Origin of the sequence: Brevibacillus sp. Leaf182, from assembly GCF_001423865.2 — a bacterium.
GTDB lineage: Bacteria > Bacillota > Bacilli > Brevibacillales > Brevibacillaceae > Brevibacillus > Brevibacillus brevis_C.
Genome location: NZ_LMPN02000015.1, coordinates 524,112 through 548,504 on the forward strand (window position 1 = coordinate 524,112; position 24,393 = coordinate 548,504).

Annotated in this window: 20 protein-coding genes; 7 read left to right on the forward strand and 13 right to left on the reverse strand. The window is 48.8% G+C overall.

Annotated elements, in window-relative coordinates:
- Positions 1-14: 14 nt before the first annotated feature.
- Positions 15-1,664, forward strand: coding sequence for a M20/M25/M40 family metallo-hydrolase (locus ASG16_RS05290; RefSeq protein ID WP_056489011.1), 1,650 nt, complete (start codon positions 15-17; stop codon positions 1,662-1,664).
- A 54-nt stretch (positions 1,665-1,718) separates the two neighbouring features.
- Here the strand turns inward: ASG16_RS05290 and ASG16_RS05295 are convergent, their stop codons facing one another.
- A complete protein-coding gene (locus tag ASG16_RS05295) occupies positions 1,719-2,372 on the reverse strand; it encodes a hypothetical protein (RefSeq protein WP_056489009.1) in 654 nt (217 codons plus the stop codon).
- Positions 2,373-2,540: 168 nt separating this feature from the next.
- On the opposite strand from ASG16_RS05295, the gene ASG16_RS05300 reads away from it, so the two are divergent.
- Together ASG16_RS05300 and ASG16_RS05305 are read left to right on the forward strand one after the other, a co-directional pair.
- Entirely contained in the window at positions 2,541-2,966 is a 426-nt protein-coding gene (locus ASG16_RS05300; RefSeq protein WP_056489008.1) for a MarR family winged helix-turn-helix transcriptional regulator, read from the forward strand.
- Positions 2,967-3,075: 109 nt separating this feature from the next.
- Positions 3,076-4,467, forward strand: coding sequence for an MFS transporter (locus ASG16_RS05305; protein WP_056489006.1), 1,392 nt, complete (start codon positions 3,076-3,078; stop codon positions 4,465-4,467).
- Positions 4,468-4,477: 10 nt separating this feature from the next.
- Here ASG16_RS05305 and ASG16_RS05310 read toward each other — a convergent pair whose 3' ends face one another.
- From ASG16_RS05310 to ASG16_RS05345, 8 genes are all read right to left on the reverse strand, one after another.
- Positions 4,478-7,153 (reverse strand): YhgE/Pip domain-containing protein, encoded by a 2,676-nt coding sequence (locus tag ASG16_RS05310; RefSeq protein ID WP_056489004.1) that lies wholly within the window; start codon positions 7,151-7,153, stop codon positions 4,478-4,480.
- Between the two features lie 156 nt (positions 7,154-7,309).
- Entirely contained in the window at positions 7,310-7,873 is a 564-nt protein-coding gene (locus ASG16_RS05315) for a hypothetical protein (RefSeq protein WP_056489001.1), read from the reverse strand.
- 183 nt (positions 7,874-8,056) lie between these two features.
- Positions 8,057-11,953, reverse strand: coding sequence for a metallophosphoesterase (locus tag ASG16_RS05320; RefSeq protein WP_056489000.1), 3,897 nt, complete (start codon positions 11,951-11,953; stop codon positions 8,057-8,059).
- Between the two features lie 52 nt (positions 11,954-12,005).
- Positions 12,006-12,347, reverse strand: coding sequence for a DMT family transporter (locus ASG16_RS05325; protein ID WP_056488998.1), 342 nt, complete (start codon positions 12,345-12,347; stop codon positions 12,006-12,008).
- Positions 12,340-13,122: an HAD family hydrolase gene (locus ASG16_RS05330; RefSeq protein ID WP_056488996.1), complete on the reverse strand. Its 783-nt coding sequence runs from the start codon at positions 13,120-13,122 to the stop codon at positions 12,340-12,342. The genes ASG16_RS05325 and ASG16_RS05330 overlap by 8 nt, the downstream gene beginning before the upstream one ends.
- Positions 13,123-13,162: 40 nt before the next feature.
- A complete protein-coding gene (locus ASG16_RS05335; RefSeq protein ID WP_056488995.1) occupies positions 13,163-14,863 on the reverse strand; it encodes a putative 2-aminoethylphosphonate ABC transporter permease subunit in 1,701 nt (566 codons plus the stop codon).
- Positions 14,864-14,877: 14 nt separating this feature from the next.
- Positions 14,878-15,909, reverse strand: a complete 1,032-nt coding sequence (locus ASG16_RS05340) for an ABC transporter ATP-binding protein (protein WP_056488994.1) — start codon at positions 15,907-15,909, stop codon at positions 14,878-14,880.
- A 20-nt stretch (positions 15,910-15,929) separates the two neighbouring features.
- Positions 15,930-17,000 carry a putative 2-aminoethylphosphonate ABC transporter substrate-binding protein gene (locus ASG16_RS05345; RefSeq protein ID WP_056489314.1) on the reverse strand — a complete coding sequence of 357 codons (1,071 nt, stop codon included), beginning with the start codon at positions 16,998-17,000 and terminating at the stop codon, positions 15,930-15,932.
- A 268-nt stretch (positions 17,001-17,268) separates the two neighbouring features.
- Between ASG16_RS05345 and ASG16_RS05350 the strand changes: the two genes are divergently transcribed.
- On the forward strand, positions 17,269-17,814 hold the full coding sequence (locus ASG16_RS05350; protein WP_056488993.1) for a GbsR/MarR family transcriptional regulator: 546 nt from the start codon (positions 17,269-17,271) through the stop codon (positions 17,812-17,814).
- Between the two features lie 50 nt (positions 17,815-17,864).
- Here ASG16_RS05350 and ASG16_RS05355 read toward each other — a convergent pair whose 3' ends face one another.
- The 4 genes from ASG16_RS05355 to ASG16_RS05370 all read right to left on the reverse strand — a co-directional run bounded on the left by ASG16_RS05355 (position 17,865) and on the right by ASG16_RS05370 (position 22,272).
- Positions 17,865-18,848, reverse strand: coding sequence for a FecCD family ABC transporter permease (locus ASG16_RS05355; protein WP_056488992.1), 984 nt, complete (start codon positions 18,846-18,848; stop codon positions 17,865-17,867).
- Positions 18,845-19,855 carry a FecCD family ABC transporter permease gene (locus tag ASG16_RS05360; RefSeq protein WP_056488990.1) on the reverse strand — a complete coding sequence of 337 codons (1,011 nt, stop codon included), beginning with the start codon at positions 19,853-19,855 and terminating at the stop codon, positions 18,845-18,847. Before ASG16_RS05360 ends, ASG16_RS05355 begins: the two co-directional genes overlap by 4 nt.
- A gap of 86 nt (positions 19,856-19,941) precedes the next feature.
- Complete coding sequence (locus ASG16_RS05365) at positions 19,942-20,910, reverse strand: ABC transporter substrate-binding protein (RefSeq protein WP_056488988.1); 969 nt, start codon at positions 20,908-20,910, stop codon at positions 19,942-19,944.
- A 213-nt stretch (positions 20,911-21,123) separates the two neighbouring features.
- A complete protein-coding gene (locus ASG16_RS05370; RefSeq protein ID WP_056488986.1) occupies positions 21,124-22,272 on the reverse strand; it encodes a glycosyltransferase in 1,149 nt (382 codons plus the stop codon).
- Between the two features lie 172 nt (positions 22,273-22,444).
- Between ASG16_RS05370 and ASG16_RS05375 the strand changes: the two genes are divergently transcribed.
- The 3 genes from ASG16_RS05375 (at position 22,445) to ASG16_RS31735 (ending at position 24,389) form a co-directional block, all read left to right on the forward strand.
- Positions 22,445-23,296: a class I SAM-dependent methyltransferase gene (locus tag ASG16_RS05375; RefSeq protein WP_056488984.1), complete on the forward strand. Its 852-nt coding sequence runs from the start codon at positions 22,445-22,447 to the stop codon at positions 23,294-23,296.
- A 7-nt stretch (positions 23,297-23,303) separates the two neighbouring features.
- A complete protein-coding gene (locus tag ASG16_RS05380; RefSeq protein ID WP_056488982.1) occupies positions 23,304-24,005 on the forward strand; it encodes a glycosyltransferase in 702 nt (233 codons plus the stop codon).
- Positions 24,006-24,296: 291 nt separating this feature from the next.
- Positions 24,297-24,389, forward strand: coding sequence for a hypothetical protein (locus ASG16_RS31735; RefSeq protein ID WP_483296474.1), 93 nt, complete (start codon positions 24,297-24,299; stop codon positions 24,387-24,389).
- Positions 24,390-24,393: the final 4 nt, after the last annotated feature.

Here is a 24,393-nt window from a genome sequence, read left to right on the forward strand (position 1 = left end):
ACGAGGTGGAACCCATGCTACAAAGCCGTGAATCGATCCTGCAATTGACCGATGAATTAGTCAGCATTGAAAGTATCGTGAACACGACCGGAGAAATCGCCGTTGCTACCCATCTATACGAGCATCTGAAGTCATTCCCCTATTTTCAAAAGCATCCAGATCAATTGATTCTCTCCCGCACGGTCAACGACGAGGTGGAGCGCTACAACGTCCTCGCTTTTGTCAGAGGAACCAAGGAGCCAAGCGCCAAAACCGTTATTTTGATGGGGCACACGGATACGGTCGGCATCGAGGATTACATCCACCTGAAGGACAAAGCTTGCCATCCAACTGCACTCATGGACGCCTTGAAAAACGAGCCACTGCCTGCACTGGTGAGTGAGCAGCTAGAGTCAGGTGATTGGCATTTTGGGCGTGGCGTGCTCGATATGAAAAGCGGCGTAGCGAGCCACGTTTACTTGCTGAAGTACTATTCCGAGCACCCGGAAGAACTGGCGGGCAATCTCATGCTGCTTGCCGAATGCGACGAAGAAGATAGCTCGCATGGCGTCCTCTCTTCCTTGAAGGACTTGAAAAAATGGCGGGAGGAGCACAATTTTGACTATATCGCGCTGATTAACTCCGACTTCGTCGCCCCGCGCTACGATGGGGACCCGAATCGCTATATCTATAAGGGTACTGTCGGCAAGCTGCTGCCCTCCTTTTATATCACGGGCTACGAGACGCATGCGGGCTCTGCTTTCGAGGGACTCGATCCCAACTTTATCGCCGCAGAGCTGACTCGCCAGATTAGTTACAATCCTGACCTGTGCGACGAAGCCTACGGCGAGACACCTGTGCCGCCTGTATCGTTGAAGCAGACAGACTTCAAGCCGACCTACACGATCCAGACCGCCCTGTCAGCCTACGTCTATTACAATTTCTTCATCCATTCCTGGTCTCCAAAGCAAGTCTTGGCACTACTAAAGGAGCAAGCCGAGATCGCTTTCGAAAACGCGCTGACTCTGTTGCGTGAGCGTCATCGCCGCTTCTGTGAGAAGAGCGGGCAAGCTTGGACTCCACTCCCTTGGAAGACCCGAGTTTTGATCTACGAGGATATGAAAAAAGAGCTGATCGCCGAGCATGGGGACGCCTTCCTCTCGCACATGAAGCAGTTTAAAGAGGCCCTCTTGCAAGATAAATCCTTGGATGTACGCATGTTCTCGGCTCGTGTGGTTGAGGAGGAGGTCAAGTGGATGAAGGACAGAAGCCCCGCTATCATCTTGTTCTATTCCTCACTCTACTCTCCCCGCATCGAGCTCATTGGCAAGGACGAACGGGAGCAAAACTTGATAAAGGCATTAGAACAAGCCGTTGCGGCTGTCCAGCCGGATTATGCACACCCAATCGTGACGCGCAACTTTTTCCCGTACGTTTGCGATATGAGCTGTGTGGCACTCTCAGACGATGAGGAAGGCATTCTCGCGATCGAAGAGAACAACCCGAGCTGGGGAAGCAAGCATTACGTCGAGTATCAGGACATTCGGGACATCCATGTACCTTGCATCAACATCGGTCCGTATGGGTACGATGCGCATAACCGTTTTGAACGGATGGAGATTACGTATTCGACAGAAGTGGTTCCCTCTGTGACGAACGAGATTATCAAGCGTCTATTGAAATAAGAAAAACGCCAGCTCCGAATGCAACAGGAGCTGGCGTACTTTTTGGGATTGTTGTTAGAACTGATTCGGGAACTGCTTAATGATGCCTGCTGTCAGCACATCAGCGAATGAGATGATATGATCCTCACCTTTATCAAACGCAGCAATATCCGCTTCCCAGTCTTTTTTCAATCTGGCCTGGAGATTATCAGTGAGTAGCTTCAGATGCGTGTACATCATCTCTTTTAGTTCTTTCTCGTTCCAATTGGGGTTGGCACTGCTCAAGAACTTGGCGATCTCATCCGCATTCCGGTGCCAATCCTTATCGAGCTTTGCCACAGCAGCCTGATCACCTTTTTTGGCTGCGTCAATGATTTTGCCGCCTATGGTAATATGAGCCGTCAGCAATTCGGTAAGCTTTTTACCTGCTTCCTCTCCGTAATACGGCTTGATTGCGTTCCCGATATCCACCTGGTTTTTCAAGAGACGTGCCTGAACGGCGTCTTTGTCTTCCAGCCCTGCCAAGGCGCTGACCATATAGGTGTGATCCCACAGCAAATGGTCGATCCAGAGCCTGCGCATATCACCCTGAAGCTTTACTTCTTTCGGCTTTATGCATTCTGCCTGCTGTACATTTCCTTGTGATTCCTTGGCTGCTGCCATACCCGGCACACCAAGTAATGCCACGCAAATCATCAACACGGTTACTTTCCTGAGCATTGGAGTCATCTATTCCTTCTCCTTTTTGATAAGTATTGAATCCCGCTGTTATTTTGAGCAAATTTGGCTTTTTCATGCGTCCAATACATCAGCCCTGCAAATTGACACTTGTCGGAACCATCCTTATAGTTGTCTTATCAACAGTTGCCCTGACTGCCTAACCTAGGAGGTTTCGCAATGAAATTGGATGAGTATATCGGCGTCATCGTGAAACGAACGGATTTAAAACTGAACAACTATTACCAAAAAGTATGTAATCCGTATAACATCACCATCGATCAGTGGATGATTTTTGTCGTGTTATGGGAAGAAGAAGGTCTGACCCAGAACGAGTTGGCAGAACGCACTTACAAGGATAAAACGAATATCGCGCGGATGCTTTTTCTCATGGAAGAAAGAGGGTTCATTCATCGCGAAACAGATAAAAAGGATCGCCGCTCCCTTCGTGTTTATCTGACGGAAAAAGGACGACTTTTAAAAGACGAGGTCCTTCCTCCCTCCATTGAAGCGTACGAGAAAACCATTGCAGGATTGACCGAAGAAGAAGTGAACCAATTTCGCAGAACACTCAATATCATTTATGAGAACGTAAAAAACTTGTAAAAACAAAAACCATTGCAGGATGTCACTTTTTGTATATAATTAGTTGTTGTAGCAACAGTTTTTATAACAACTTTCGAAGCAAACTATATACAAAAAAGGAGTGAAAATAATGAGCACAGAAGGGATTTGGAGCACGCGTTACCGAGCGTTGACGATTGGTATTATTCTTGTGGTGACTGCTACAGCATTTGAAGGCTTGGCTGTCACGACAATCGCCCCCGGTCTTTCCCGAGAGCTGCAGGGTGAGGATCTTTATGGGTGGGTATTCAGCGCTTATTTGTTGGCTCAACTGATTGGAACCGTAGTCACAGGTCAATTCGTCGATAGAAAAGGTCCTGCCCAGCCTTTTATTGTCACGATCGTCCTCTTTGCTCTTGGCATTGTAGTCGCTGCAATCGCGCCAGATATGCTTACTTTACTGCTTGGGCGAGTGATGCAAGGATTCGGAGCCGGTGCCCTGGTCAATTGCGTGTATACCATGATTACTTTGCGTTACCCTGATTCCCTTCGCCCTCAGATTCTTGCTGTCTTCTCCAGCGCTTATATCCTTCCAGGGCTGTTCGGACCGTATGTTGCTGGGATTATTGCGGAACAGTTGTCGTGGAGATATGTCTTCTGGTTGATCCTTCCCTTTATCTTTCTGTCTGCACTCTTAACCACGCCCTCTTTCCGAGGCTTACAGCCGCCAAAAGCAAGCGCGGCCAACAATCGTAGTCTTCTTCTGCCTTTTTTCTTGGCCCTAGGGACTGGTGCCTTGCTTTTTGGACTCGGCAAAATTCCCTCGATCTACGGTTTCCTGCTATCCATCGCGGGTTTGCTCACCCTCAGTGTCCCATTGTATAAGCTGATGCCTAAAGGAACGCTCCTCGCACGTCCGGGCTTACCTGCTGTCATCGCGTCCCGGGGGCTTTTTGTCGCTGCCTATTACGGCACACAAACGTATCTCGTCCTGGGACTCACCTCGATTCTAGGATTAACCGCCGACAAAGCTGGTTTAGCGGTTGCCTCCGCAGCAATCAGTTGGTCGCTGGCAGCCAATGTACAAGCGAAGCTGGACAAAAAAGACCAAGGGGCCGGTCGAAAAAAACGAATTATCATCGGTCTCGTCATTATGCTCATCGGAGTCGCTTGCACTGTACCGCTGACGTTGATTCAACAAGACCTTTTCGGTATCATGATCGCGATTGTTAGCCAGATCATTATGGGCTTCGGAATCGGTTTGGCTCACCCGACAAGCGGTGCCATTGCGTTTTCTCTTGCAAAGCCTGGTGAAGAAGGAAAAGTATCTGCTGAAATATCTATCGCTGATACGTTCACACCAGCGATTGTCATTGGCGTGGGAGGAGCCATCATATCCGTGATGACCGCCTATGCATTTTCACTTTCTGTTGGTATTACCGTTTCCCTGCTCCTTCAGACGTTCATCGTTCTACTGGGGCTGGCATCTGCTGCACGACTGGCGACTCGTTCCGTGCCTGTTCAAGAAAAACGGACACCTTAAAAGGTGTCCGTTACCCAATAATCTTGGTCTTTTTCGCATTCTCCATCGACTTTTCAATGATTCCGCTCAACGGACGCTTCAGCGCGAGCGCCACAAACAGGCTGATACCGATAAAGCCGAATAGTACGAGTATATCCCGGATCGCTGTTTCCCAGAGGATGCCGCCCACCCCTTCACGCAACAGGCTGATCGCATACGTGAAAGGCATGTATGGGTTCAGTGCTTGGAAAAACGGTGAAGTCATGCTGATCGGGAACGTACCGCCCGAGCTGGAAAATTGGAAAACCATGAAGATGATCGCTATGCCTTTGCCCACGTTGCCGAACACGGACACCAGCGTGTACGTAATCGTGACGAACACCAGGCTGATCAGCATACCGAATAACACAAACGGAGCTTTATCCGCTACATAGGCCCCCAGAATGTAAATATCACCGAGCGTGACGAACAACGCTTGAAGCAGCCCGATGGTCGCAAACGTTCCCAAGCGACCCAGGTACAACTGATATGGCTTGTACGCTCCGTCTGGATTTTCCGCATTCGGCTTCAGCAAGGAAATCAACAAGGTCGCACCTACCCAAAGAGAGAGCACACCGTAAAACGGTGACATGGCTGAACCATAATTCGGTATCGGGTAGAGGCGGTTTTCCTTGATCTGCACGGGACTTGCGAGGAATTCGCTCTCTTTTTTTATGTCGCCGCGCAATAGCTTGGCAAGGTCGGCGAAGTTGTTGTTCGCCTCGACCTCTCTCAGCTTGTCTGCTGCCTGCCCAATGGCACTTTCCAGCTTAGGCAGATCATCGCGAACCAATGCAGCAACTCTGTGGACTCCTGCCTCCACCTCCGGGAGCTTGTAGCGCACAAAATCAGCCAGCTTGGTCAAATCCGCCTCCGCTTTGGGCAGATCGTTCTGGACAAATGCCGCTGCCTCATCGAGCTTTTTCCCGATTGTAGGAAGATTGCCCTTCAGGAATGGCGCTGCTACGCGAATGGCATTTGCAAAAGCATCCGACTTGCTTCTGAGCGTTTTTGCGAGCTCGTGGACCTGCGCCCGTATTTGTGGCATCTCCTGCTGGATACGTTTCAATTCTGCCAATCCCAGCTCCAAGCCCGTTTTTGTCTCTTGGAGAATCGCTTCGATATCCGGGAGTTTTTCTTGGGCCTTATGCAGTAGATCGGCAGATTCTCCTGTGATCACCTTCAGCCTATCAATGCCCTCGGATACTTTCGGGACGATTTCGCTATCGTAACGGGACAGAATGTCTCCCAATTCCGCGCTGGTGTTTTTCGAGAGCTGATTCAGACTCTCGACTAAGTCTTTCGCTGGCTGCTTGCCGTTTTCCAGCGCGCTTGCAATCATGCCGAGAATCTCGATTTGCCGGTTCATTCTGTTCTCAATCGTGCGCAGCCTCTCTGTGAAATGACTCAATGGCTGTCCAGGAATATAACTGTTTACTTTCTCTACGAGCGATGCGGTATGCCCCAAAACATTCACAGCTCTGGATAACCTGTCTTTCACGGCATTTACCTCACTCGCAGTAGGCAGGCGATCCGGATTGATTTGCAACAGCCTGTCTGTGAGTTGTGTGAGCGCATCTGATGCTTGCTGGGCTAAGATGAGATTTTGCTTGATCAGCGGTGCAATCGTTTCAAAGGCACCATCATGCTTCGCAAAAAAGTCATTGAGCTGATCGGCAACAGCCGCGCCCTTGTCAGTCAGATCAGCAATACGCGGCAACGCATCTTGAGCAGCCGAAACGATCTCAATGGCCTGACTCGCTTTTTCTGTGGCCGTAGTCACGGCGTTTGCGACTTTATCAAAATTTTGATCCAGCTCTTCTATTCGTCCAACGGCTTGCTCAATCACCGGCAGCTTGTCTTCCATCGCGATAATGACAGACGCCGCTTCATTGATTTTCGGCCAGTTTTGCTGAATTTTGAGCACGGCCTGCCCAGCTTGATTGATCTCGGGGATTCTTTTTTCCACTTCCAGAATGATCTGCGCTTTCTCGTGAATCTCAGGAAGTTTCTGTTCAATCTCCAATACTTTTTGCCCTGCGGCACGAATCTCGGGCAGGTTCTTTTCCAGTTGGAAAACGCCACTCTCGATTTTGCGGATGGTCGGCAATTGCTCTTCAATTTTAATGCCGATCTCTGTAAGCTTCGTCAGCAAGGCTTCACTGACGCTTTCCGTAAAACTCTCGTTGATCTGCTTGGCAATCGCTGAAACACCTGACGAGGTGATTTTGGGTGCGACGGCGTTCACTTTTTCATTGACCGTATAGATCACTTCGGGCTTGTTCAGGTTGCCATGGACAATTCCCGTGATTTTTGTGGAAAAGTCAGCCGGAATCAGGATGCTGGCATAGTAATCGCCCCGCTCCACGCCCCGTCTGGCCTCTTCTTTATCCACAAAGGTCCACCCTAGTTTCTGGTTGTTATGCAAGCTTTTTACGAGCTCGTCTCCGATGTTGACCTTTTGATCGCCAACCGTGGCTCCCTGATCCTCGCTTGTCACCGCCACCTTGACACCTTGCGTATTGGCGTAAGGGTCCCATACTGATTTGATGTTGATCCAGTCGTATAAACAAGGAAGGAGAATGATGGCGATGATCAGAAAAATCCCGGTCGGGACCTTGAAAATGTTAATCCAGTCCGTTTTGTAAATCTTCCATATAGACCGCATGTATGTACCACCTAGTAGGTAAGAATGGATGAAGCATGACACTTACATGACAGTTTACCATGAAAGGAAATGGCCGGGAATGAGCTGTCAGTAGTAGCATGATCTGCTGCACGCCAATTTATGAAGGACAATCTTCAACGCGCTGGACTCACCATATCAAAGCTCCAAAGTCAGGAGCAGATCGGATGGTTCTGCCTTCTCGATGTAGACAGTACGATACGTCAGTTTTTTGTTTGGTTCAATCGGTCCATAAAACTCGCCATCTGCCCCGTTCGTATCCATCACAACCTTGCCTTTCTCATCGACGATTTCCCACATGACTGTCGTATTCTCCCCAAAGAAATCCCATAGCTCTTGGGCGGTAACCTTATCCCGGTAGAGCGAATTGTAGACTTTTACCCCTGCTTGCACTCTCGACTCCATGCGGGCAAGCTCTTGCTCATTCATTTTGGACGAGAGAATCAGTTTCGATTCCATCGGTGTCAGCACCAGTCGGTCAGCCACTAGGATAAATCCTTGCGGCGAGGTATACGTCTTCTTGAGTGGAATCGTTTGGGTTGCCGACTTGCTTTTTTCCAGTGAGACAGGAACCTTCAAGTGCCAGCTTCCGTAAGTCGGCTTGACCTTCTCTTCTTCCTCTTTTGAAGCTTCATCTTGCAGGTCCACTCTGTTTACTTTCAGGTTGAGAATCAAATCGTTCGGCTCTTGATCATCCTCCATGAACTGTCGCTCCCTCCTATTTCTATCACCAGACAATCCGTTCACTTATACTGTCCAGCAATCATTCTACCTTTACTATGAAAAGATCGGTTTTTTTCTTACAAGGGTTGGATAAATATTTTCAGGACAGAAAAAAAAAGCCCAACCATCACTGGTCAGGCTCTTCCTCGTAAATCGGTACCTCTATTTTCTCACTTTTAACTTGTACTCGCTCGTATGACCATCGTTCTGGGCAACAATCGTCAACGTGGTTTTTTCTGGTGCATCCTCATGGACTGTTACCAGACCATCCTCGCTAATCACCGCATATTCTTCCTCTACTACATGGTAAGTAGTTCCTGTGCTTTCCTTAGTCATTTCTCGTCCACTGCGGTCTGTCATGTTAGCCCACACGATCATTTGAACCGTATCACCAGGCTTCACTGAACTCTTTTTGGTGGATAGATTGATACTTTTGATTTCCGCGATCGAGAAGGTCACTTTGGACGATTTTTCTCCGTTTGTCACCTTGACTGTAAATTTCTTGCCCGGTCGCGCATCCTCGGAAACCTCAATCAAGCCGTTTTCATCAACAGTGACGCTATCGTTGTCAGATTCATAAACCGTTCCGCTCTCGCCATCGGTCAGATCCTGCCTGGTGCGGTTCGAGAACGATCCTGTTACTTGAAGCTGGAGATTCTCTCCTGGCAACAGTGTTGCTTTGCTTGGCGTAACTCTCACGCTTTGCAGACCTGCACTCGCTACCATGTAGATACCCGGCTTTTCGATATCAAAGCTTGCGCGGTTTCCCGTTTTGATAACCTCTACTGTTTTTCCTTTGGAAGTCTTGAGGCTGCTCCATACTTTCTCCGCTTCATCATAATGCTGAGCCGTCAAATATTTATCCTTTTTCTCGTAAGGCAGAATCATGCGGACAGTCTCGCTGTCAAAGCGCTTCAATTCCTTGTTGTCTGCTCTCAGGCCAACTTCGTACATGTCGCTGGCATTGCCAGATTTCGAAGGCTTTTTGATGTCGTCCGGCTTCGATATCTCGACGTGGATATCCGCACCGTCATGCTCTTCGAGAAGCTCGCTCGACAGCCACACACCTGCGTCATCCTTGTTCACCAAGGCTACATTGATTTGTTTTTGTGCCAATGCATCTACGATATCACCACTTAGTGTCAGCGAAGATTTTTCTTCTTCCTTCGATTTTTTCGCTGCACGCACTTCATGACGAGTACCGTCCATGCGAATCTCGATTGTCTTCTCCAAACCAAACAGTGATGCTTGCTCGTCCAGTGCTGTCTCGAGTGTCTCTACTGCTTGGGCAAAACGTTCGATCTGAGCGACTACCTTCTCCGTATTTTCGCTATCGTCTGCTTCAATTGTGCTGACTTGTGTCAAAAGCTCCGCGATCGGTTCTTTCAGCTTTTTCACCCATTTTTCAGAGAGATCGTCTTTATCCAGCTTGGCAATCGTCGTCTCTGCTATATGAGCCATGACTTTGACTGCTTGTTCCCATTGTTCTTGATCGTTTTTCTCGATCTCATCTACCACTGGCAAGAAAGCATCCTTCAACAGCGAGTAGGTCTGTTCTAACACTTGATCCTCATCGATGATATCCTCTTTCCATTTGGAAACCATCGCGGCCAACACAGTATCCGTTGCATCGGAAACCAAAGCAAGATGCGTAGACTCACTGAGCTGGTCGTCCTTGATCAGCTTGGACAATTGCTTGATCGCATTCTCTGCTTGCTTCTCTACTACATCCTCATCTGTCGCGTTCTTAATCACCTCAGCAGCAGCGCGATTGGCTTGGCGCAACTGCTCATCTGGCGTGAGTACAGGCGGATCTACTGGTGGTGTGACTGGTGGTACTTGGGTAAACGCATCCTTCAGAGATGTTTGGGCAAAGTCCTCGGACTCTGTGTCCTTTTGCTTGGAGAAAGCGATAATTTTCGTCGCGCCATTCGGGATCGCCGTACCATTCGGGATCGCGTAGACGACCTTATCGCCTGTCTTGGCTACAGATGCGATTGCAGATTGCCCGGACAGCTTGCCTTCATCGCTGCCCCAGTAAAGTACATACTCGTCAATGTTCGATTCATTTGCCGCAGGAGTGATCGTGACATCCCCGCCAATCACGCCCTTGTTCGTGTCCGCATCGGTGAAGGATACCGCCTGTGGTGCTTGTGCCTGCGTCTCATCGATAATGGTAAAGGTGACGCGGCCCAGCTCCAGATTGTCGTTATCTGTTCGATACTCTGCTTCCCCGACATAAACGGCATCGTACTTGCCAGGAGCCAAATTCAAATCCTTGAACGAAATCGTTCCATCCGGCTGCTTGACGCTTTTCGTTTTTTGCATCGCGATTGGTTTAACATTTTTCCCAAGCTTGGTTCCCACAGGAAAAATACCGATCCAGTCTTCTAGTACAGAGCTGGTATAAGCAACCTCAACAGCTTCTGTTGGCAGATATTTTTCTTTGACCATATGAACGGTAGGATTGCTGATAGTCAAATCCGGGTCGGTAGCCGGGTCTACTACTGGTATTTTCTCGGAAAGATCGATTTCGAATTGCGCATTGGCGATCCATGTGTCGTTTTTAAAATCTCTGCCTTTTACCAGCACTTTATCCTCGTACACTTCCACGAAAAAGCCTTGGCTTCCGTCCTTGCCTGTATTGGCGTCTGTCCACAAATAAGAGGTAGCACCCGCGTTAAACATCGTAGCGTATTTGGCGTTGTACATCGTATCCTTCGCACCCAGCTCCCAATGCGTATGTCCGCTGAACAGGAAGGCCCCTGGATGCTTGGACAAGATCGTTTTCATTTCCTTATCCTGTCTGACACCGTACCAGTAATTGCTTTTAAGATAGCCAACGTTCGCACCTGCTACCGTATTTTTCAACGGTTGATGGTGGAAGATGAAGGTCGGCTTGCCCTCAGACTCGGATAGTTTTTCGTCCAGCCATTTCAACTGGGCTTCTGATAAGTACGAGTAGTCCTTTAACCCTTTTTCCGTGCCCAGGAAAATGAATTGGTAGCCATTAATCCACACATTGTAGTAGCTGGACTTCATGTTGGTGTACTTGTGGAACAGCTCGGAAAATTGCGTCCAGTCCCCCCAGCGAACATCGTGGTTCCCTTGCACAAAATACGTTTCCGGGAGTTGGTCCTTGTACGTGTTAAAAATCCGGGCCAGCTCCATATATTGCGCTTCGGTTCCGTTCTCGGTATTGTCCCCGATGGTCATGAGTCCGTCACTGTCCGGATTCAGTGCAATCATATCTTTGAAGGCATCTTCGAGATTTTTATTATGAACGTGATCCTTGCTGGTTTGCACATGCATGTCAGTGATGACTTCAAAGCTGACCAGTGGCTTCTCTTTCACCATTCCCGGGATCGTAAACTCTGCGCTCGCAGTCGTTTCACCAGCAGTTGAATCCGAGTAAGCGAGGAGCTTCGTCGCGCCCTTTGGGATGACCGTGTTAGCTGGGATTGTATAGGTCGCATCCGTTTCACCAGGCATAGTTGGGGGCTGCACTTGTGCGATAATCGGCTCTCCTGGCAGCTTTCCGACATCATTTCCCCAGTACAGATTGTAATGAGTCACATTCGCAGGATCAGCAGGGATTTTAATTTTCACATCGCCTGCGATCTGGTCTGCATCGTCATCCGTATCGACAAAAGTAATGCCCGCAGGAGGATTCAAGGTAATGATCGAAAAAGGAGCCCGCTGAAAAATGTTGTAGCCGTCATTTTGCATGTACAGCGCCTCGTACTCACCTGCTGGCAATGACTTCGTAAAGCTCATCGCACCATTTGGCTGACCGCTTGCACTCGTGTATTGCCAAGTGAGAGAAGGATTGCTTCCCTGTGGAATGGCACCTGCTTTATACAGTCCGATCCAATCCTTCAGAGAAGCTCCTGTATACGCCAAGGAAATCGGTTGACCATACAAATAGGTTTGCTTGTCCATCGTGACGGTTTGCTCTCCTGCTGCCTGAACGCCTTGGATCATAAAAGGTTGAGTCATTCCCATGAAGGCAACCGTAACACCCAGTACCATTGACATCGTTTTGTTTATCACTTTCATAATAAACGCACACCCCATTTCGATCAGATTGATAGAGTCCGACTGATGATTTTTACACGACCTTGCTGCTGACTTTCAGACCAATGACACCAATCACAATGAGTGACATCCAAAGCATTTGCTGAAGATTGATCATTTCTTTGAATAAGAAAATACTGACGAATGTAATTAAAACAATCCCGACACCAGACCAGATCGCATATGCGACTCCGACCTGTATATAGCTGAGTGCGAAATTAAGCAGAGTAAAGCTGGCACCGTACAACAGAAACATCAGAATGGATGGCCACAGCTTGGTAAAACCCGCAGATAGCTTCATCGAAGTCGTACCTGCTAGCTCCAACAGAATAGCGAATGTGAGGAGAATCCATCCCCACCCGATCCCCTCATTCATGCCGTGATGCCTCTACCTTCAGTTGCGCATAGGAGGAAATCACCGCTTCTGCTTCTTCCAGGATTTGCATACGGTCAGACGAGTCTTCCTTGCTCACAATCCCAATGGTCACCAAAACCCCTGCACTTTTCCCCATGCGTATGTCGCCGCTCGTATCGCCGATGACAGCGACTTCTCTCGGCTTCAAGCCCAATTGGGTACAAGCTTTTACCACCATGTCCGGATAAGGCTTGCCACGCTCTACCTGATCATTCCCGATAATGACTGGAAAATAAGAGCGAATACCCATCCATTCCATATGCTTGATCGCTTCCTCTGTTTCGTCTGCGGTTACAATCCCCATAAACATGCCGTGGTCGCGACATTGTTCGAGGAACGGGATCAGCCCCGGAATGGGATAGGCAGGACGAGTCTGCTCCATATCCTGATAAGCTCGCTCCTTGCACTCTCTAGCGAGTCGCATGGATTCTCCCCACGATAGTCCCTGACGATATCCCTGCCATGCCAGGATCGCAAGCAAATCGCCAGTTGAGCCCATCGCTAACGGACCATTGATGCTGTAGTCGCATACGTGCCCGTCTTCGTCGTGAACAGTTCCCCACAGCTCTGCAAGAGGAGCGATCTGGGCCGGCTGGGGTAGCTGGCTGGCAAAATGACGATGTACGGATTCGCTCCAGTACCCCCAGAGCCGCACAAACTCCAGCAAAGTACCATCCTTATCGAACAAAATCGCTTTGACCGTATATCTCTTGTTGTTAACAAGTAAGTCGGGCATCTTTTTCCCACCTGCATTCCATTTTGAATCGGATTTGGCTTTACTCTTTCGTCCTGACAAGAAGCGCATCCGTTCTTTTCTGAATCTTGCCTGACATCCACATGATCGCGGTACGTACCAGCAGATTCGCCACGATGATTAACGTAGACATCGCAGCAGCTTGCGCGATATCGCCTGAGTCCTCCTTATTCACAATCGCAACCGCAGCCGGTTTCAGATCCGGTGCATACAAGAAAATAATGGCCGAGACTGTCACCATGCTGTTGATGAAATAGTAGAGGAATACTTCCAAAATCGTCGGCAATGACAGCGGAACTGTAACGCGCAGCAATGTCCGATACCAAGGCACATTCATCGATTCCGATGCAGCTTCGAACTCGCTATCCAGCTTCTTCAGACCGGACGTCATCGTCAGGAAGGAAACCGAGTAGAAGTGAACGATGTTACACAAAATGACGATCCAAATCGTGCCGTAAATGCCGTGCAGCGGTTGATTCGGATTGTTGAAAAAGAATACGTAGATCAAACCGAGCACGAGTCCTGGCAATGCAAGCGGCAGCATGGACAGAAAATACGCTGACTGACGCAGCAGACGATGCCCGCGCGACTTCTCGATGAGATACGCGAACAAAAAAGTAGCGATTGTGCCAATCAAAGCCGTGGCAAACGCGATAAGCAAGCTCGTCACAAACGGCCCTTCGCTATCCAAAAAGTCTTCGTAGTGCGCAAAGGAAATAGATAGATTGTACGGCCACACTTTTACAAGGGAGCCGTAAATAGCAACCAGGATAATGCTAATAATCACAGCGGACACGGCGGAGCAAAGCACGTAAAACAACCCATCCCGCAGTTTGTTGCGTTCAATTCGGTAAGGGATGGACTTCGCGCTCAACCAACCGCTCTGTTTACGCTGGGAGATGCGATCGATCACGAATGAAATCACAGCCGGTATCAACAGCAGCACCCCAACGGCCGCACCCATTTGCATGTTTTGTTGCCCGATAACCTGCTTGTACAAATCTGTCGCCAGCACGTTGTACTGCCCGCCGACCACTTTGGGAGCCCCGAAGTCGGTAAAGGTCAAGACGAAGCAGACAAAAATGGCACTGATCAGCGCAAACCTCGTACCCGGTACCGTGACCGTCCAAAATCTGCGCCACTTGGATGCCCCGAGCGTCTCTGCCGCTTCATACATCCGGTAATCTGCACTTGCGAGTGCCACCGACAGCATCAGAAACGCCTGCGGAAACGTATAGAGTACTTCCGCCATCACAATCCCGATAGGCCCGTAGAGCTCTATGCGGAATTCCGGCAACAGCCCAAAAAATCCGGTAGAAATCAGCCCTTGATTGCCAAACAAGTAGGTCAGCGCCAAGCCGTGCAGCATAGAGGGCGCGAAGAGCGGCAAGAGCGCAACAGACCGATAAAACCATTTGCCGCGAATCGCGCTTCTCTCCAGTGCGTAAGCAAATCCGAAGCCTAGGGTAACGGCAATGATCGTCGTGACCGTCGACACCTTAATGGAATTCCACAATGACATCACGAGGGCCGGGGTCGAAAAGTAATTCGCAAAGTGCATGAGCCCAATGAAGTTTCCGTCCTGATCCGTAACTGCCTTGATTACCAGCTCACCAAGCGGCAGCAGGATGGCGAACAACAGCGCGATGGTCATGCAGACGATGATCGCGTTTTGGCTCCATTGGTTGGCATCAGGGCGTATTCGTTTTAACCAGGTGTCCATATCGTGTACGCTCCTTAGCCAACAGCCAGGTCTGCCGTATCATCAAAACGGATGACATGCTCTGGCGGCAGAGTGAAGGCAATTTTTTGATCCGGCCAAACATGATGAGACACCATAGCATGTGCCGGGACATCAATCGTGACAAACTGTTGCAACAACGTACCTTGTGGACCGATCAACTCTGCCACAATCCGATAATGCGTACCGCGATATTCCAGCTCGCGCACGATCCCTTGTCTGCCTTTTTCATGACCGTCACGCAGCAACTGGACATGTTCCGGGCGGATGGCGAGCATAGCCTGTTCCGAATGCTTATCCGACTGGATAAAGCTGATAGCTCCGATAAAATCAGCGACAAATGGCGTTTTGGGACGCTCGTACACTTCTTTTGGCGTACCGACCTGAATGATGCGCGACTGGTTCATGACTACGATGCGATCCGCCATCGTCAACGCTTCCTCCTGATCGTGCGTCACCATAATCGTCGTCATCCCGAATTGATGATGGAGCCGACGAATTTCGTTCCTGAGTTTGGCACGAACCTTGGCGTCCAGCGCAGATAATGGCTCGTCCAAGAGCAAGCAGTCCGGCGAAAACGCCAAGGCCCTCGCCAGCGCTACCCGCTGCTGCTGCCCTCCTGATAATTGAGCCGGGACTTTGTTGCGGTGTTCTACCAGCTCAACCAGTTGAAGCATTTCCTCTACCCGATCAGCAATTTGTGCCTTGGAGAAGCGATTACGCAATCCGTAAGCAATGTTTTCACTGACCGTCAAATTCGGAAACAAAGCGTATGATTGAAACATCATGCCAAAATTCCGTTTCCCTGCTGGCAGCGAGGTAATGTCTTTCCCGGCAATGACGACGCTCCCTTGATCCGCTTTTTCCAGTCCTGCGAGGATGCGCAACAACGTTGTTTTACCGCAGCCGCTCGGTCCGAGCAGACAGATGAATTCATTCTTGGCAATGTCCAGTTGAATGTCCTGAAGCGCTGTATGCTTCCCGAATCGCTTGGCGAGATTGCGTAATGACAAATAGCCTTGCTCCATCACAAATGCCCCTTTATTCTTTACTTTTTCGGTTCAGCCTTGGAGCCGTACTTCTGCTCCCACTCTTTCAAAATGCTTTCGCGGTCTCTTGCTGCTTGATACAAGTCCAGCTTGGTCAACTGCGATACCGGGTCTTGTTTGTAGCCTTCCGGAATTTGACTTCCCTCTTGCTTGATGCTCAAAATCGCGTAGTTCTTGTTGTATTCCTTCATTGGCTCATCGCTGATCGCCCAGTCCAGGAACAATTTAGCTTCTGGCTTGATGTCCTTTTTCATTACGAGCGCGCTCGCTTCCATATCCCAGCCCGAGCCTTCTTTCGGGAACACGACTTCGACTGGAGCTCCTTTTTTCTGTTCCTGAATGCCGCTGTATCCATAAGAGATACCGATTGGTGCTTCACCTGCGGACGCCATCTTCGCTGGCTTGGAGCCAGAGTGCGTGTAGACCATCATGTTTTCATGCAGCTTGTCCATGTATGCCCAAGCCTTGTCTTTGCCGTACAACTGATGCAGGGCGTTGACAGTCAGGTAGCCTGTTCCAGAAGAAGCAGGGTGAGGCATCGCGATTAAGCCTTTGTATTCTGGTTTGACCAAATCTTCGTACGACTGTGGGATAGCCAGATTGCGTTTTTCCATCTCTGCTTTGTTGACAATAATGGCTGTCTCCCAAATATCCATGCCTACCCATTTTGGCGGGTTGGCCTTGTCTTTGAATTCAGGTAGTACACGATCTACGCCTTTGGGTGCATATGGCGCAAGCATTTGCATATCGTCCATCACCAAGAGACTCGTAGCAGCCAGTCCCCAGATCACATCAGCCTGCGGGTTGTCCTTCTCGGCAATCAGCTTGGCTGTCATGATACCAGTGGAGTCACGAACGATGTTTACTTTGATATCCGGATACTGCTCTTTGAAAGAAGTCAGATACGTCTTGATCTGTTCATCTTCAATTGCCGTGTACACATTGATTTCTCCAGATGCGTTAGCTACAGCAGCCTCCGAACCGTTTTGCCCACTGCTCGATGCTGTTCCCTCTGTCTTCGGTGCTCCGCAGCCTGCCAACAAACTCGTAACGACCAACGTTGCTGCCATCACATTCCACTTGATTTTCACGGTGATTCTCCTTTTCTGAAAGAAAGTATCGGATAAAAACCATCTCTGTTCAAAAATTATTGTACACTCGCATTGTGTTTCGCCCATGAAACCACTGTTAATTGAGCATTAAGATTACGTAAACGCTCATAACAATAGCTCGCTTTATCACTATGTATAAAAACTTTTTGCTATAATGGAAGTATCATACAAAAAGAATTGAACGAAATGATGATGACGGTGGCACGAGAGGGAAGTGAATAATCGCATGTCTTTGAACGAGGAAAATGTACTTGAAGAAAAACGCCTCCAAATTCGTAAGCAAATGATCGAAGCCATAGCGGAAACGATGGACTTGTATGGGGCCACTCATTCTTCGGGTCAGCTTTACGGTGTCATGTTCTTCGAGAATCGTCCGATGACGCTCGACGAAATGAAAATACAGATGAACATGAGCAAAAGCAACATGAGCTATGCGGTGAGATCCTTAGTGGAATCTCGAATGGTCAAAAAGCTCGAGGAAAAACAGGAGCGAAAAGAGCTGTATGCGGCGGAGACCAACTTCTTCACAGCGTTTCAAAACTTCTTCACATTCAAGTTGCAGCGTGAAGTCGATGTGATGACCGGTGCCATCGACCAAGCACTGCCTGAATTAACCGAGCTAGTCCTTCAGGAAAGTACCTCTGATGAGGAACGAAAGCTCGCCCTCCAAGATTTGCACAAGCTCAGACATGCAAAAAAGTATTACGAATGGTTACAAAACTTTGTGTACGCCTTGGAACAAGGTGATTTTTTCGAAGAAGAGCCTGAATAGAAAAAAGCCATCTTTCTCTCCAAAGCTAGAGGAAAAGATGGCTTTTCATTTTACTTTTTCTTCTCTTGACGCACCAAATACAAGAAGTAAGGAACACCGATGACCGCTGTCACAATACCCGCAGGAATCTCGATCGGAGGATTCAGTCCCCTCCCCAATGCATCTGCAATGACGAGAATCAACGCGCCCAAAACCGCCGCACCTGGCAACAGATAGCGATGCTGATGACCAAACAGCTTCCTCGCCATATGTGGCGCAATTAATCCCACAAAGCCGATCGAGCCGATCGCCGCTACACAGGCGCCTGCCAATGCAACGGCGAGCAGCAAGAGTACATAGCGTGTTCGCACGACATTCAGCCCGAGCCCCGTGGAGCTGCCTTCATCCAGACTGATAATGTCCAGCTTTCGATGCAGAGCAAAGCTGATGGGAATGAATACGAGCAACCACGGCAGCAAAGCGTAGATTTCATCCCAGCCTTTCCCCCACAAGCTCCCTGCCAGCCAAACAAGAGAATCATTGGCTTGCATCGGATACTTCACCATGATGAATTCCGTCAACGCTTGACAGATCGCCCCTACTCCCATGCCGACCAAGGCAAACGTAGTTGGCTGTGCACCGCTTTTCCGAGCGAAATAGATGAGGGCGATCGCTACCGCCAGTGCTCCCAAAAACGCGACAATCGGGAGAAGTAGCGGTGAAGCGGTCGGAAACAGAATGATGACCACAACCGCGAACAAACCCGCACCTTTGGTTACCCCTACGACATCTGGAGATGCCAGCGGATTACGGATCATTCCTTGCAAAATCACACCAGCGATCGCGAAGCCCGCTCCAGCAAGAATCGCGAGCAACGCCCGCGGCAATCGATAGTTTTCAATCATAAACGTAAGCGACGATGATTCTCCCATGATCACCCGGATGATTTGATCAGGGCTGATAAAGATCGGGCCGATTCCCATGCTAAGCAATGCTGCCACTAAGACTAAAGCACCGAGGCCCATCAGGAGCAGGGAGTTTTTTCGCGAAGTCATACCATTTCCCTCCCCTTTTTTCTCGCCAAGTACAGAAAGAACGGGGTTCCCAGAAGAGCCGTTACAATTCCTACAGGAGACTCAAACGGATAGGAAATCAAGCGAGCCAGAACATCGGAATAAGTGACCAAAACAGCGCCACCAAGCGCAGACACAGGGATAACGACCCGATAGTCCGTACCCACGAGCCTCCTTGCGATATGCGGAACCATCAGTCCGACGAATCCGACAGCACCGGCGACAGCAACAGAGGCACCTGCCAAAATAACGACCACAATATAAGACAGCAGTCGGACCCGGGCGATTTTTTGTCCCAACCCCATCGCGACTTCCTCCCCCAGTCGAAACACAGACAAAGAGCTGGACAGCCAAATCGCCAGCAGGAGTCCCGCCATCGACCACGGCAAAATCAATTGCACATCCGTCCAAGCCGCTCCGCTGATGGAGCCAGACAACCAGTACAATACATTCGAGATGTGTTCGTTAAAAATAATAATTCCCTTCGTAATGGAGGTAAGCAGCAGATGGATGGCCATTCCTACCAAAGCGATCTTGAGATTGGTCATCCCGCGGGAAGCTGCAAATCCAAAGACAACAAGTCCCCCGAGAATCGCTCCAGCAAATGCAAAATAGATGAGATTGGCCTTCCCGATATCCGGTAAAAACACAATCGCGAGTACGACCACCAGACAAGCCCCTGCATTCACGCCAAATACTTGCGGGGATGCCAGTGGATTGCGGGTAACGGCCTGCATCACGGCTCCTGCCACAGCCAAATTCGCCCCGATGATGGCTCCCAACACTGCTCTCGGAACGCGGATGGTTTGGAAAATCAAGAGCTCCTTGGAGTATTCACCCGATAGCCAATGCGTCACCAATGATCGAATTTGCAGCGAAGCTACTCCGGTAAACAAGCTCAGCAACAACCCGATGAACAAGAGGATTGCCAAGCCGATCGCAATGAGGACAAAGGTACCTTTTCGTTGTCGTGTCGTTGTTTTCTGCAATACAAGCCACCTCGATCAACTACCACGTGCAGGAACACGGAAAAGACCAGATCATAGATCGGTCTTTCCAGAATTTGCATCGTATGTTATTTTTCCTTGCTATATAAGAGATTCACTGCCTCTTCCACAATGCGTTCTGCCGATTTCAGTCCGCGATAGCGTGTCCAGAGGTCACGATTTACTTTGTGTACTTCCTGATTTTTGACAGCGGTGATATTGTTCCAGAGCGGATTTTGCTTCCACTCGTTCAACAGCGCATCATCAGCCTCCGCCAGGAAAATCACATCTGGGTCCCACTGCACCATTTGCTCCAGACTGATTTTTACCGTTGGTTCTGCCGCATCCTGAATCGCATTTTTGATTCCAATCATTTCAAGCAATTCGCCATCAAACGATTTCGCACCATGTGCAGACAGCGAATCTGCACGGAATACACCCAGCATGACATTGCGGGAATCCCCGGCAGGTACTCTCTTCTTAAACTCTGCGATGATCTCCTTGTGCTTGATCAGGCGTTGTTCTGCTTGTTTTTGCTTGTTCAGCGCTTCCCCAATCGTGGCAAACGAGCTCAAGTTTTCCTGGTACGTCGAGTTGCGGCTTTTCAAAATGATCGTCGGTGCGATTTTTTGCAAATCCTTGTAAATGTCCTTGTGCCGATTCAAATCACCGATAATCAAATCCGGCTGCAACGAGCTGATGACTTCCAGACTCGGCTGCTGGCGAGTCCCCACAGGGGTATACTCGATTTTTTTGCCGATCAATCCTTCTACGTCCTTATCCTTCTCCTGCGCGATTCCTACAGGCGTCACTCCCAGCTCCCATAACCCGTCTACAAAGGAGTACTCCAACGCGACAACTCTTTTCGGGTCTCCCGTAATTTCCGTTTCGCCCAGCTCGTGTTTCACGATGCGCTTTTGTGCGGTTTGTGCACTATCTTGACCTGCTGCTGGCTGTTTTTGCTCTGCGCTGCCGCACCCGGTCAGCAATACCGTACCTGCCAGTGCAAGCGTCCAAAGCATATGACCGAGACGTTTTATTCCGTTTGTTCGCTTCATCTTTTGTCCCTCACTCGATGTAATTGATAATGATTATTATTACCGACGAAATGCGTTTTTTATTGTAACAATCCACTCCCGCAAATGAAACATTATGCTAATTAAACCTTTTACCGCAATAAAGGTGATTAACGTCATTTTGTTCACGCTCTGCCATTACAAAAAAAGCCGTTACGCCTGAACCATCGACGTAAACGGCTTTTCGCCACGATGCTATTTGTTGTTTGGCGTATGACTTACTTCAGTCATCGCGCTCAACTTCTCCAGTGCTTCCTTGGCAGGCGCATGATTCCCCGCCATCGCCAACGCCGACTGATAAGCTGCCACAGCCTCCTCCACTTGACCCAATCCTTCGTAGCAAAGCCCTTTGTAATACCAGGCGTGAAAACTTCCCGATCCCCTCAAGGTCAGATGCCGAATGTTGCTCTCACCTAGCTCCAAGCAGTGATCGAACGTCATCAATGCTCGATTATAGTCCTTTTTCAAATACTGAATGATCCCTTTGTACAAATGCAAATCAACGTAGTCAGGATAAATCTCGATTGCCTTTTCAATTCCTGGCCACGCTCCCTCAGCACTGCCGATCGAGATCAACGTAGAGTATTTGAGCTTATAAAGAAGCGAAGGAGGCATCATGTGGTTTTCGAGAAACCCGATAATAGACAGATTCACGAACTTGAACGTTTTCTCATGCTCCTGGATGCGTGAGAATTCACTGGCAAGATGATACTCAATCCATGGAGAGTGGTTCTCCTTTTCCAATTCTTTCATGAGTAGCTGAATATTGCGCTCGAATTTGTTCTTTCTGCCAGTAAATTCATTCATGTAGCCATAATGGTATATCCGTACAGGCAGGATTTGAATGTGGAGATCTTCAGTCAGATTGGGAAGAACCTCTTCTACGTTGAGCGTTTCATGGATGGGAAAATGGAAGCGAAAACCGATGCCATTGCGAAACAAACGTGAGTGAGCGATATGAAAAGCATCGTCTTCATTTATATCATCTCCAATGTAATTGATTAGATGGATATAAAAAAGAGAATCCTCTTGACCGCGAAGCAGCTCTTTCAATTTCGTGCTGTCTTCCTGATTCATTTCCTCATCGGCATCCATCCACAAAATCCAGTCGCCCGTTGCTTTTTCCAGTCCAAAGTTTCGTGCTTCTGCGAAGTTATCCTGCCACTCATACGAATGCACGACTGCTCCGAATGACTTGCATATCTCTACCGTTTTGTCGGTACTCCCTGTGTCTACGATAATCATTTCATCCACAAGATCTTTCACGCTTTCCAAGCACTTGTGAAGGCACTCTTCTTCGTTTTTTACAATCATACATAAGGAAATTTTGGGCGCCTCAGACATGCTACTCATCTCCTTTTACCCACATCACTGAGATCGTAGTCTATCCCCCCATTACTCTATGAGATGACTACTCCTTTCAGAACGGCGCCATTCCCTTGGTTTTCGAACCATTTGCTGGAGCAGCGCATAGGTAGTTGTAGGCAGATATCACAAGAAAGCAGGGATCGTATCCATGCATGACTCATGCCCATTGTGCAACAGTGCCGAGGTTGCGCTTTTCCACCAGTACGCTACTTTTTCGCTCCTAACGTGCCAAGATTGTGATCTCGTTTTTCAACCTCACCTCGATCAAGTCAACGTGACACAACTGGTTGCCGACATTTATGATGCGAGTTGGGTTTCCATGCGGGATCAATACGCCAAAAATACATTTACCGAACATGCGATCTTCCATACATTGCTGCTCGATATGTGGTTTTCGGAAAAAGGGAAGTTGCTCGAAATTGGTCCAGGAACAGGAGAGTTGTTATTCCTTGCTCGTGAGGCTGGGTGGGAGGTTGTTGGGGTAGAGCCTTCACACCAATCATGCGCATACGCCCAAAACCGGTATGGGTTAGAACTAATTCATTCGTTATGGAACTCCTCCGTTCTCGCCCCCGAACATATTGGTACGTTTGATGCCATTGTTTTTTGTCACGTCTTTGAGCATATTTCGCATCCGAAGCAATACCTTGAAGAATTGAAGGGGTTTCTGAAGCCAGGAGGAAAGATCCTTTTTAGCGTGCCGAACAAAAACTCGTTCACCAATAAATTGTTTGGGGTGTATTCCCCGCTGTATACCGAGAATGACCACCTCTTTCATTACTCCCGTGACAATCTGATCTCACTGCTTCATCAAGGTGGCTGGGAGGTTCTTTCCATCTTTTCTCGCGAAGAAACGAACCGCTTGGAAAACCATCTGCGCAAGACCACACAAACACCTTTACCGATCCAGGACATCATGAAGCTAGCCGTGAACCTCCAGTCGACCTTCCAAGGCCATGAAATCTTCTGCATTGCAACACGACAAACGCAGGAGGTGTAGCACGTAGATGACCAGAGCCAAACTAACTCTTTCCATGATTGTGAAAAATGAAGGCAATCGCTATTTGAGACGCGCGTTGGAAGCACATAAAAACTTTATTGACGCAGCCGTCATCATCGACGATGGCAGTACCGATCATACCGTGGATCTCTGTAGAGAGGCTCTCAAGGGCATTCCTCTTCATCTGGTTCAAAACGCTGCCTCTCAGTTTTCCAATGAGGTCACCTTGCGCAAACAACAATGGCAAGAAACGATCCAGACGGATCCGGGATGGATTTTGAATCTGGACGCCGATGAAATCATGGATAGCTCCTTCCCTTCGAAGGTTTCCGATATTTTGGAACAGCAGACATACGAGGCGGTCTACTTTCGTTTGTACGATATGTGGAGCGAGGCGCATTATCGCGAAGATGAGTATTGGAAAGCCCATCATTACTACCGTCCTTTTATGGTCAAGTACCGCCCTGACTTCCTATATATATGGAGGGAAACCCCTCAGCATTGCGGCAGATTTCCTCTCTCGATCAACCAGTTCCCTTACCTGTGCCATTCATCACGCGTGAAACATTTCGGCTGGGCCAAACTCGAAGACAGACAAAGCAAATACAACCGTTATCAGCTCCTCGACCCCGACGCCAGATATGGCTGGAAGGAACAGTACGAATCCATCTTGGATCAACATCCCAATTTGTTGGAATGGGTGGAATGAAGATGATCATTCGCGATAGCTTGTGGCCTGCCATCGGACAGCGTGTTCCCGAGAATCAATTCGATCATTTTTCCATTCAAAATGCCTTTTACGCCAATTTGGACCAACTATCGCTTTCCGGTCATTCCGTAGATGTCATGGTTGTAGACGGTCCGCATGGCAACGGTCGCTCTCTTGCCTATCCACTATTTGTTGACACGCTCAAACCAGATGCGCTTGTGCTCGTAAGGGCTCGAACCAGCCGCAACACTCTCCGACATCCTGCTCGTCAATGCAAGCGTTCGTCAAACGATACAAGATATCATAAAAAAAGAAATGCTCCTGCCATTCAAATTGGAAAATATCGTGGATAATCTTCTTCCACGGATTCCTTCGATTTCATAGGCCT

Excerpts from the sequence above, each read along its gene's own strand:
- ASG16_RS05310 (WP_056489004.1), bottom strand. The coding sequence starts at position 7,153 with ATGCGGTCTATATGGAAGATTTACAAAACGGACTGGATTAACATTTTC.
- ASG16_RS05305 (WP_056489006.1), top strand. The coding sequence starts at position 3,076 with ATGAGCACAGAAGGGATTTGGAGCACGCGTTACCGAGCGTTGACGATT.
- ASG16_RS05355 (WP_056488992.1), bottom strand. The coding sequence starts at position 18,848 with ATGACTTCGCGAAAAAACTCCCTGCTCCTGATGGGCCTCGGTGCTTTA.
- ASG16_RS05290 (WP_056489011.1), top strand. The coding sequence starts at position 15 with ATGCTACAAAGCCGTGAATCGATCCTGCAATTGACCGATGAATTAGTC.
- ASG16_RS05365 (WP_056488988.1), bottom strand. The coding sequence starts at position 20,910 with ATGAAGCGAACAAACGGAATAAAACGTCTCGGTCATATGCTTTGGACG.
- ASG16_RS05380 (WP_056488982.1), top strand. The coding sequence starts at position 23,304 with ATGACCAGAGCCAAACTAACTCTTTCCATGATTGTGAAAAATGAAGGC.
- ASG16_RS05375 (WP_056488984.1), top strand. The coding sequence starts at position 22,445 with ATGCATGACTCATGCCCATTGTGCAACAGTGCCGAGGTTGCGCTTTTC.
- ASG16_RS05370 (WP_056488986.1), bottom strand. The coding sequence starts at position 22,272 with ATGTCTGAGGCGCCCAAAATTTCCTTATGTATGATTGTAAAAAACGAA.
- ASG16_RS05345 (WP_056489314.1), bottom strand. The coding sequence starts at position 17,000 with ATGGCAGCAACGTTGGTCGTTACGAGTTTGTTGGCAGGCTGCGGAGCA.
- ASG16_RS05350 (WP_056488993.1), top strand. The coding sequence starts at position 17,269 with ATGTCTTTGAACGAGGAAAATGTACTTGAAGAAAAACGCCTCCAAATT.
- ASG16_RS05295 (WP_056489009.1), bottom strand. The coding sequence starts at position 2,372 with ATGACTCCAATGCTCAGGAAAGTAACCGTGTTGATGATTTGCGTGGCA.
- ASG16_RS05325 (WP_056488998.1), bottom strand. The coding sequence starts at position 12,347 with ATGAATGAGGGGATCGGGTGGGGATGGATTCTCCTCACATTCGCTATT.
- ASG16_RS05320 (WP_056489000.1), bottom strand. The coding sequence starts at position 11,953 with ATGAAAGTGATAAACAAAACGATGTCAATGGTACTGGGTGTTACGGTT.
- ASG16_RS05300 (WP_056489008.1), top strand. The coding sequence starts at position 2,541 with ATGAAATTGGATGAGTATATCGGCGTCATCGTGAAACGAACGGATTTA.
- ASG16_RS05315 (WP_056489001.1), bottom strand. The coding sequence starts at position 7,873 with ATGGAGGATGATCAAGAGCCGAACGATTTGATTCTCAACCTGAAAGTA.
- ASG16_RS05340 (WP_056488994.1), bottom strand. The coding sequence starts at position 15,909 with ATGGAGCAAGGCTATTTGTCATTACGCAATCTCGCCAAGCGATTCGGG.
- ASG16_RS05330 (WP_056488996.1), bottom strand. The coding sequence starts at position 13,122 with ATGCCCGACTTACTTGTTAACAACAAGAGATATACGGTCAAAGCGATT.
- ASG16_RS05335 (WP_056488995.1), bottom strand. The coding sequence starts at position 14,863 with ATGGACACCTGGTTAAAACGAATACGCCCTGATGCCAACCAATGGAGC.